Source organism: Priestia sp. P5_B4 (assembly GCF_056400385.1).
The window spans coordinates 1-1,429 of record NZ_JBFULJ010000939.1 but is presented as its reverse complement, the minus strand read 5'-3'; the positions used below and the strand labels follow the sequence as shown (position 1 = coordinate 1,429).

Here is a 1,429-nt window from a genome sequence, read left to right as displayed (position 1 = left end):
GTAGTAATATATTTTTATCAATTTCATCCATAAAACTTACCCCGCTTTAAATTATAAATTAAAATAATAGGTTTTCCGTCAATATTAAAGTTATTACTTAGTAATACAATAAGAAACATATGTAAAAATAGAAATTTATAGAATACAATTTGATTATATCAAAAGGAGGGATTTAATGGCTTTAGAAATGAGAAATACATGCGAAAAGTGCAATAAGAAACTCCATAATAGCTCTGTTGCTTATATCTGTACACATGAATGTACATTTTGTGATAAATGTAGTGAAAGCGAGATGTATATTTGTCCTAACTGTGGAGGAGAACTAGTTAAAAGACCAAGGGGTAAAGAACATTCGTTAAGTTGCTCACTGAGCTTATCGTAAATTTAGACACAACATTCTATAAATAGTGCAGTCAAAACAGCTATGGTCAATGGGGCGGGCATTCAACAGCGAATCGCAACAGGTTTAAGTACGGAACAAATTATAAAGCATCATTGTGGTGAAAGTCTACATGGTCATTGCAATGTTGGACACTTTTCAATTGTCAGAAATGCAGAAGAAGACTTGTTTCGTCCGACACATTATTCTTATAGGTAACTAATTGCACAAAGACAAATATTTTTGGAGTACTGAAAATCGAATTCAGTAATCAATTGATTTATAGATAAAACAAAAGGTAATAGCACATAACTAAAATAAAGCCCTAAAAGTGTCTAATCGACGATTGTTAGGGCTTTGTTTCTGCCAATCATTGGGGCTCAATCGGTTTTTATTAAGCAGGAAAGCCTCCTGTTGGCGGTGGCCATGCGCCGTTTAACCTTCTCATAATGACAATTTCACCTAGATGATAGCTGTTGTGAGAAGCAATATTACGCAGTAATCCCCCTGGGGTTTCACTTGGCCAAGCATCCAGAGGTTCTTCAATTGCTAATGTATCAGCTAAGTGACATGCTTCGTCAATTCCATTACAAAAATGCTGGATTGTCTTTTTCCATTCTTCCTCATCAACCGGAGCAGGGTGTTCAGGCCAGCTTTCACTTACACTTTTCGGTCTTTCAGGGTTTTCTCCTTTAGCAAGGGCAAGTAAAAAGTCTTGCCAATAGCTCATATGCTTCACTAATTGATAAATAGAATAAGGTAATTCCTCTTGTTTATGTGAAGCAAGCTCCATATTAATATCAGTTATTGCGTTAATCGTCGGAAGATGGCCTCTTTCACCTCGCAGTGATTTGATAAGCGCATCACGAAATGCTGTATTCGTTTGTGTCATGTTTTTTTCAGCCTTTCTTTTTCAAAGTATTAAGCTTGTAACAGTCTAACACAAATCAGTTTAATATATGTACTTCTGTGATTAACGACTTACTATAACAAAGCCACTAAAACAATTAGTATCAATCACAATTTTTTGTTTGTAAGTCACCTTTATAT

The 1,429-nt window shown here is 34.9% G+C and carries 3 protein-coding genes; 2 read left to right on the top strand and 1 reads right to left on the bottom strand.

The window, feature by feature from the left end; all coding sequences use genetic code 11:
- Positions 1 to 175: 175 nt before the first annotated feature.
- On the top strand, positions 176 to 382 hold the full coding sequence (locus AC1DRF_RS27675; RefSeq protein WP_080781682.1) for a DUF1272 domain-containing protein: 207 nt from the start codon (positions 176 to 178) through the stop codon (positions 380 to 382).
- Between the two features lie 42 nt (positions 383 to 424).
- Positions 425 to 598, top strand: coding sequence for a hypothetical protein (locus AC1DRF_RS27670; protein ID WP_477742265.1), 174 nt, complete (start codon positions 425 to 427; stop codon positions 596 to 598).
- A 175-nt stretch (positions 599 to 773) separates the two neighbouring features.
- On the opposite strand, the gene AC1DRF_RS27665 is transcribed toward AC1DRF_RS27670, so the two are convergent.
- A complete protein-coding gene (locus tag AC1DRF_RS27665) occupies positions 774 to 1,271 on the bottom strand; it encodes a DinB family protein (protein WP_274157147.1) in 498 nt (165 codons plus the stop codon).
- Positions 1,272 to 1,429: the final 158 nt, after the last annotated feature.

Coding starts and splice junctions, on each gene's coding strand:
- AC1DRF_RS27675 (WP_080781682.1), top strand. CDS start 176: ATGGCTTTAGAAATGAGAAATACATGCGAAAAGTGCAATAAGAAACTC.
- AC1DRF_RS27670 (WP_477742265.1), top strand. CDS start 425: ATGGTCAATGGGGCGGGCATTCAACAGCGAATCGCAACAGGTTTAAGT.
- AC1DRF_RS27665 (WP_274157147.1), bottom strand. CDS start 1,271: ATGACACAAACGAATACAGCATTTCGTGATGCGCTTATCAAATCACTG.